The sequence below is a fragment of the Streptomyces sp. NPDC006372 genome, assembly GCF_040612515.1.
Taxonomy (GTDB): domain Bacteria; phylum Actinomycetota; class Actinomycetes; order Streptomycetales; family Streptomycetaceae; genus Streptomyces.
In genome coordinates this window covers 1-7,143 of the sequence record NZ_JBEXQJ010000080.1, presented here as the reverse complement: position 1 = coordinate 7,143, position 7,143 = coordinate 1, and the positions used below count along the sequence as shown (strand labels likewise).

Genomic DNA, 7,143 nt, shown 5'->3' with positions numbered 1-7,143 from the left:
AGGTCGCCCATGCCCCAGGAACGGCGGGACAGCAGGGAGTACAGCTGGACGAGGAGTCCGTGCGAGCGTGCGGTGGCGGCGGGCAGGCGGGGCGGCCACCACCGGCCGGGCGACGCCGCTCCTGAACACCTCCCGGGTCTGCCGGGACAGGTCGCCGAGGCGCACGGCGATCCGGGTGAAGGTGTCGTAGAGGCTGTGCACCGCCTGGAGGCGTTCCAGGCGCGGGGCCAGGGCCGAGAGGGCGATGGCCAGGGCCACGCCCGCCCAGGCCACGGGACCGAGTGGGGTGCAGCCGAAGAAGTGGCTGACGCCGGGGGTCTGGACGAGGGCGGCGAGCACGGCGGCGGAGCCGAGGGCGGTGACCCAGACCAGTGGGCTGTGCCGCCGGCCGTAGAGCGTCTGCGCGAGTTGCGCGCCGACCACGCCGCACAGCGCCATGGTGGTGGACCGGCGCTCGGTGCCGGGGGTGAGGCGGCCGATGAGGTACGCCGTGACCGCGCCGAAGCAGGTGGTGATGCCGCGCCGCCGGATCGAGCGCAGCAGGGGCGCACCGAGGACGTCGAGGCCCATCGGGCCGCTCGCGGCATGCTCTGCCGTCGAGGGGTCGTCGCTCGGGGTGACGGCCACCGCCATCGCCGGGAACATGTCCGTGAGCAGGTTGACCAGCAGCAGCTGGCGCGTGGACAGGGGCGAGGCGCCGGCGAGCAGGGTGCCCAGGACGCTGAAGCCGACCTCGCCGGCGTTGCCGCCGATGAGGATGCTCACCGCGTCGGCGACGCTGCGCCACAGGGCCCGGCCCTCGACGACGGCGTCGACGAGGACGGACAGGTCGCCGGTGGTGAGCACCAGGTCGGCGGCGTTGCGGGCGGCTGCGGAGCCGCGGGCCTCGATGCCGACTCCGACGTCGGCGGCGCGGATGGCGGCGGCGTCGTTTGCGCCGTCGCCGGCCATCGCCACGACCCGGCCGGCCTGTTGCAGGGCCTCCACGACGTGCAGCTTCTGCTCGGGTGCGACCCGGGCCACCACGCCCGCGCCGCGCAGGACCCGGACCCGTTCGCGCCGCTCCATGGCGACCAGTTCGTCGCCGGTGACCACTTCGGTCTCCTCCGGCCAGCCCAGTTGCAGGGCGATCGCGCGGGCGGTCTCCGGGTGGTCGCCGGTGAGCATGACGGGCAGGATGCCGGAGCGGCGCAGTTCGGCCAGCAGTGCGTGCGAGGTGTCGCGGGGGACGTCGGCGAGCGCGATCAGTCCGCTGAACTCCAGGTCGGCGAGCGGCGCGTCGAGTTCGGCCTCGGACTCCCCGGCCCGGCAGGGGCGGCGGGCGACGGCGAGGACGCGCAGGCCTCGTCCGGCCAGTTCGTGGGCGGTGTCGGTCGTGTGGCCGGGCAGGTCCCGGCAGGCGGGCAGGATCGTCTCGGGTGCGCCCTTGACGACGAGGACGTCACCGAGGTCCGGGTCGCCGTCGCGGCCGACCGCCGCGGCGTAGCCCCGGCTGGCTTCGAAGGGCAGTTCACCGGTCGGTGTCCAGTTCTCATCGGGCGGGGCGACGTCGAGGACGGCCTCGTCGGTGGCGTGCGCGATGCGACGGCCCTGTCCCGTCTCCTCCTGCGGGCAGGCGCGGGCGGCCAGGCGCACGATCGGTGCCGCCTCTTCGCTGTCCACGGACAGGACGGTGCCCTCGGCGGTGGCGACGCGGACCAGGCGCAGCCGGTTCTCGGTGAGGGTGCCGGTCTTGTCGAAGCAGACGGTGTCGACCCGCCCGAGCGCCTCGAGGGTGCGCGGGGTGCGGACCAGGACGCCACGCCGGGACAGCCGGCGGGCCGCCGCCATCTGCGCGACCGTCGCCACCAGCGGGAGCCCCTCGGGGACGGCGGCGACCGCGACCGCGACACCACCGCTGACGGCGCGTCGTACGGGGCTGCCGCGCAGCAGGGAGAGCCCGGTCACGGCCACGCCGCCGGTGAGGGTCCCCGGCAGTGCCTTGCGGGTCAGCTCCTGGAGCCGGGCCTGTACGCCGGCCGGGGGTGGGGTGCGGGCGGCGAGCGTGACGGCGCGGCCCGCCTCTGTCTGGTCGCCGGTGTCCACGACGAGCGCGGTGGCGTTGCCGGCCACGACGGTCGTGCCCTCGAACACCATGCAGGCGCGCTGTGCCACCGGAGCGCCGGGGGTGGCGTCGACGGCCTTGGTGACCGGCAGCGACTCGCCGGTGAGCGCCGACTCGTCGACCTCCAGTCCGTCGACGTCCAGCAGCCGGGCGTCGGCCGGTACGACGTCGCCGGCGCCGAGGTTGATCTCGTCCCCGGGCCGCAGCCGGGCCGCGTCGACGGTGACCGAGCGGGTGCGGCCATCCCGCCTGCGGGCCTTGGGCTGTTGCCGGGCGGCCAGCCGGGCCAGTGCCTGTTCGGCGCGCAGCCGTTGGAGTCCGCCGGTCACGGCGTTGAGGTCCATGGCGCCGACGACCAGCAGCGCGTCGACGACTGAGCCGAGCAGCGCGGAGGCGACGGCGCCCGTGGCCAGGACCGGGGTGAGCGGATCGTCGAGTTCGCGGCGTACGGCGCCGGCCGCCTGCCAGGTCCAGCGGGCGGGCGTCAGCGCGGGGTGACGGGTCAGACGGGCCGCCTGCTGCCGCGAGCGGTCGGCGAGCAGGGCGAGCCCGCGGGGCTCCTCGTCGAGGCCGGGCCGCGCGAGCCGGGTGTGGGCCTCCTCGGGCTCCAGGGCGTGCCAGGGGATGTGCAGCCGGGGCGGGGGCGGGGTGGCCCGGGCCACGCGGGTGGCTTCCAGCCAGCCGGTGAGCAGGGCGTTCGCGGCGGCGATGTTGACGGGGGCGTGCCGGGTGAGGGGCCACAGGCCGGTTCGGCGCGGGACCTGTCCGCCGCGGGCGACCAGGAGCCCGGACAGGGCCGCTCCCGCGCGGGCCAGTGTCTGCGAGCGGCGTCCGACGCGCCGCGCCACGGGGATCGCCGTCAGCAGCCGCCACACGTCGGCGAGTCCCCCCGGGACGAGCGCGTCTGCGCCCCACGAGACGGCGGCTCGCCCGTCGGTGAGGGCGATGGCCACGTCACCGGCGGGCAACCCGGCGGCCACGTGTCCCTCGCCGGACTCGTCCAGCCGGGCGACGGTCACCACGACGTGGCCGTCGTCCTGGAGGGCTCGTACGACGTCCGCGAACGGTGTCCCGGTGGAGGCGACCTCGTCGGCGAGCCGGGTGATGTCCTTCAGGTCGGAACCGCCCGCGATCACGACGTGCAGTCCTGCCCTGCGGGCGGCGTCGAGGACGGCCTCGGCGAAAGGGTCGACCGGGTCGACGGGCAGACCGCCGGAGTCGTCGCCGGTCGTGGGGCGCCGGTTGCGCAGGGCGTCGGCGTGCAGGACGAGGGCGTCCGCGATCTCCAGTTGCCGCAGGCGTTCCCCGCTGCGCACGAGGACCCCGGCGTGGGCGAGGAAGGTGCCCAGGGTCGCGTTGAAGGCGACCGGTCCGTACCGGGCCGCCTTGGGGGAACCGGCCAGGACGGCCTCGGCGGCGTCTCGCGCGGCGTGCGTGACCAGGAGGGTCGCGGCGGCGCCGGCGAGGCCGCCGGTGCTGGCGTGGGACGCGTACTCCTGGGCGGGCGTCACCCGCAGCGGCGGCCGGGTGCCGGCCGGACTGGGCAAGCTGATGCGCGGTTCGAGGCAGATCTCGTCGTGCAGCGCTTCGAAGGCCGCGGCCCTGGACACCGCCTCGGTGAGCTGGGTGCCGCGCAGCACGCCGTCGAGGACGAGCGCCAGCGGGGTCTGGCCGGCTCCGTGTGCCGCGGCGTTGGCGGCGGCGAGGACGAGTTCCATGCCGGACCCGCCGAGCCGCTGCCGGAGGAACGCCCGGAAGCGGGGGTTCTCCCGCAGCAGCGTGACAGTGGCGGTGAGGATGCGTGAGGTGGGCGGCAGACGGAGGGACCGGCCGGTCAGGGCGCCGGCCACGCCGGCGGCGTCCAGCAGGATCGCCGACGCGATGACGCGCACCTCGCCGGGGTCGCCGGGGTGGGTGCCCTCCCGGGCTTCCGGATCGGCGCCTTCCTCCAGGCCGAGGCGGGTCGCGAGCTCGGTGGCCCGCTCGGTGACACGGTCGGTGGCGGCCTCCTCCGCCGCGGTGACCACCAGCCTGGACAGTCCCTCGTCCCAGTACGCCATGAGCACGTCCGGGTGCTCGAGCAGGTCCGCGGCGACCCTGCGGGCGAGCGGGCCGGCGTCTCCCTCCGCCCGTCGCAGGGCGAGGTGGACGCGCTGCCCCGCCGTCCAGTGCTGTCCGCCGGTCAAGGCGTTGCGCGCCACGTTGCGGACGCGGCGCGTGGTGTCGTGGACGGACGCCGCCGTCCGGGCGGTGCTGCGGGCGGCGCCTGCGGCCGCGCCGGCCACGGCCCCGACGAGCGGGGCGACGTCGAAGCGTGTGCGCATCTGCTGTTGTCCCGACTCAGCCGGTGGGCCGGCTGTCGTGTCCGTGCCGGTGGGCCTGCTCCCGGTCCGGCTCCTCGCCGTGCGGGCCGTGGTGCGTGGTGGCCTCGGCGACCTGTTTCAGCGCGGAGGCGGTGGCGGTGTCGCCCACTTTGGCGGGCTGTTCGTGGACGTGCTGTTCCGGTGGGTCGTGCCGGTAGTGGGACGAGGCGAGCTTGTCTCCGGGGCCGTACGACGAGGTGTCCGGCTCGGCCTCGGTCTCGGTCCCGGGGCGGTGTTCGTGGGCCCGGCCGGTCCGCGTGCCGCCGTTCGGCGACGCGCGGTCGGGCTCCTGTACCGGCCGCGGCCGGGTCAGCCAGGCGACGGCCGCGCCGGTCAGCGCCACCGGCCACTCCACCACCCCGGCCACGCCGAGCACACCGGCACCGGCGTACACAGCCATCCGGCGGCCGCGCGGCGACACCGCGCCGATCCGGTCCAGGGCGCCACCGGTCACCTTGCCCACCTGCCCCGCACCAGGCACGTGCTTCAGCCCTGAGGCGACGGCCCGCAACGGCTGCGGAAGATCGGGCGAACGTGATGTCTCCTGGTTCATGTCGACCTCCACGAGCACGTTGTTCAGCGGTTTCAACCGGTTTCCCACCCTTCTGACCCATATTCCGCCTTTGTGGAAGTGATTGCTTGTCGTGAGGTGATTGCTCGCCGTGTGCGGTGCGGGTGACCGGTCCGGCCGGGACGGGGCGTCACCGTGCCCGAAAACGGCCCGTGGCCCGGGCCTCTCCGGCAGCCTTCCGTGTCGGCCCGGGAGCGTCGGGTACTCAGAGCAGGCACGCAGGCCGTCTCGGGTCCGGGCAGCGCGTGGCAGTGCGCCTGCCCGGTTCGGCGAATGGAGTGGTCATGACGCAGAACGGTGATGACGCGACGCTCGTCCGGCGGCCGGGGGTCCCCGGCCTCCGGCCGGCCCCGGACCTGTCCGAGCCCGCGCCACCACAGGACCCGCAGACCGACGAACCCCCGCAGGAACTGCCCCTGGACCGCAACCAGGCCCTGCTGGAGGCGGCCAAGCAGGTCGGCGCCCTGCTGAAGCGGAAGGGGCACCTCTTCGCGCTGGCCGGGAGCGTCGCCGCCTACGCCCACGGCGGCGAGAAGAACCTCCAGCACGACGTCGACTTCGCCATCCGCCCCGAGGACGCGGATGCCGTGGCGGCCACGCTCCGCGAGGCCGGGCTGACGGTCTACACCCCGCCGGAGGACTGGCTGATCAAGGCCACGTGTTTCGGCCAGCCGGTCGACATCATCTTCGAGCTGGCGCACCAGCCGGTCGGCGCGGACATGCTGGAGCGGGCCGAGGAGCTCTCGGTCGACTCGGTGCGCATGCCCGTGCTGGCGCCGACCGACCTGCTGTGGAGCCTGGTCGCCGCCTTCTCCGAACACCACTGCGACTTCGGCGCGGCGCTGCCCATCGCGCGTGCCCTGCGCGAGAAGGTCGACTGGAAGCGGGTGCGGCGCGAGTGCGGTGACGCGCCCATGCCCGCCGCCTTCTTCTTCCTCCTGGAGCGCCTGAACGTCATCTGATGCGGAAGGAACATCCATGAGCACCCACGGATCGGAGCACCCGGGCGGCGAGGAGCCGGAGCAGAACCTCGACTACCGGATCGCCCACCTCCAGGACCGCCTCGCCTCCGGCGAACTCGGTGAACTGGGCGTGCGGGTCGAGGCCCGCGGCCAGACGGTGCTGCTCACCGGCACCGTGCCCTCGGCGCCCTGTCGCGACGAGATCCTGCGCACCGTCCACGAGGAGCTCGCCGGGATCGCGGTGCACAGCGACCTCGTGGTCACCGAGGCCTCCTCCCCCGACCACGCGGAGGAACTCGCATGATCCGCATCGCAGCCGTCGGAGACATCCACATGGGCCCGGACAGCCAGGGCGTGCTCCGCCCGGCTTTCGAGACCCTGCCCGAGTGCGCCGACCTCCTGCTGCTGGCCGGGGACCTCACCCGGCACGGCACGCCCGAGGAGGCCCGGGTGGTGGCCCGGGAGATCCGGGACCTCGGCGTACCGGTGGTCGCCGTCCTGGGCAACCACGACCACCACGACGACCGGCCCGACGAGGTCACGGCCATCCTCCGGGACGTCGGCGCCCACGTCCTGGAAGGGCAGGGAACGGTCGTGGAGAGCGGCGGGTCACGGATCGGCGTGGCCGGCACCAAGGGGTTCGGCGGCGGCTTCGTCGGCCGCTGCGCCGGGGAGTTCGGCGAACCGGTCATGAAGGAGTTCGTCAGGTACTCGCGCCGGCGCGCGGACGCCCTGCGGGCCGCTCTGGAACGGCTGGACGGGGAGGACTGTGACGCGCGGATCGCCCTGACCCACTACTCCCCCGTCCCCGAGACACTGGCCGGCGAACCGCTGGAGATCTATCCGTTCCTGGGCAGCTATCTGCTGGCCGAGGCGATCGACACGGCCGGCGCCGACCTCGCGGTGCACGGGCACGCGCACGCCGGCTCGGAACACGGCATGACGAGCGGCGGCGTGCGGGTGCGCAACGTCGCCCAGCCGGTCATCGGACGAGCCTTCCACGTCTACCACCTGCCCGTCCGCGACCACGCGACCACCGGGGCCGCCGGGGAGTACGAGTTCAAGGGCAAGCCGGGCGATCCGCGGCGCTGGCCGCGCCAGTTCGCGCCCTACCATCTGCGGCTCGACTGGATGATGTGGTTC

The 7,143-nt window shown here is 74.7% G+C and carries 5 protein-coding genes; 3 read left to right on the top strand and 2 right to left on the bottom strand.

What is annotated here, in order from left to right; genetic code table 11:
* On the bottom strand, window positions 1–4,428 hold a 4,428-nt coding region (locus tag ABZ016_RS42795; protein ID WP_356922217.1), incomplete at its 3' end, for a cation-translocating P-type ATPase.
* A 16-nt stretch (window positions 4,429–4,444) separates the two neighbouring features.
* On the bottom strand, window positions 4,445–5,020 hold the full coding sequence (locus ABZ016_RS42790; protein ID WP_356922216.1) for a hypothetical protein: 576 nt from the start codon (window positions 5,018–5,020) through the stop codon (window positions 4,445–4,447).
* A gap of 302 nt (window positions 5,021–5,322) precedes the next feature.
* Here ABZ016_RS42790 and ABZ016_RS42785 point away from each other — a divergent pair, with 302 nt between their 5' ends.
* The 3 genes from ABZ016_RS42785 to ABZ016_RS42775 form a co-directional block, all read left to right on the top strand.
* The gene (locus tag ABZ016_RS42785; protein WP_356922215.1) at window positions 5,323–6,000 is read left to right on the top strand and encodes a nucleotidyltransferase family protein; all 678 of its coding nucleotides are present in this window, start codon (window positions 5,323–5,325) and stop codon (window positions 5,998–6,000) included.
* Between the two features lie 16 nt (window positions 6,001–6,016).
* On the top strand, window positions 6,017–6,304 hold the full coding sequence (locus tag ABZ016_RS42780; RefSeq protein ID WP_356922214.1) for a BON domain-containing protein: 288 nt from the start codon (window positions 6,017–6,019) through the stop codon (window positions 6,302–6,304).
* Window positions 6,301–7,143 (top strand): lipase maturation factor family protein (locus tag ABZ016_RS42775; RefSeq protein ID WP_356922213.1); only part of this gene is annotated, 843 nt, incomplete at its 3' end. The genes ABZ016_RS42780 and ABZ016_RS42775, both read left to right, overlap by 4 nt.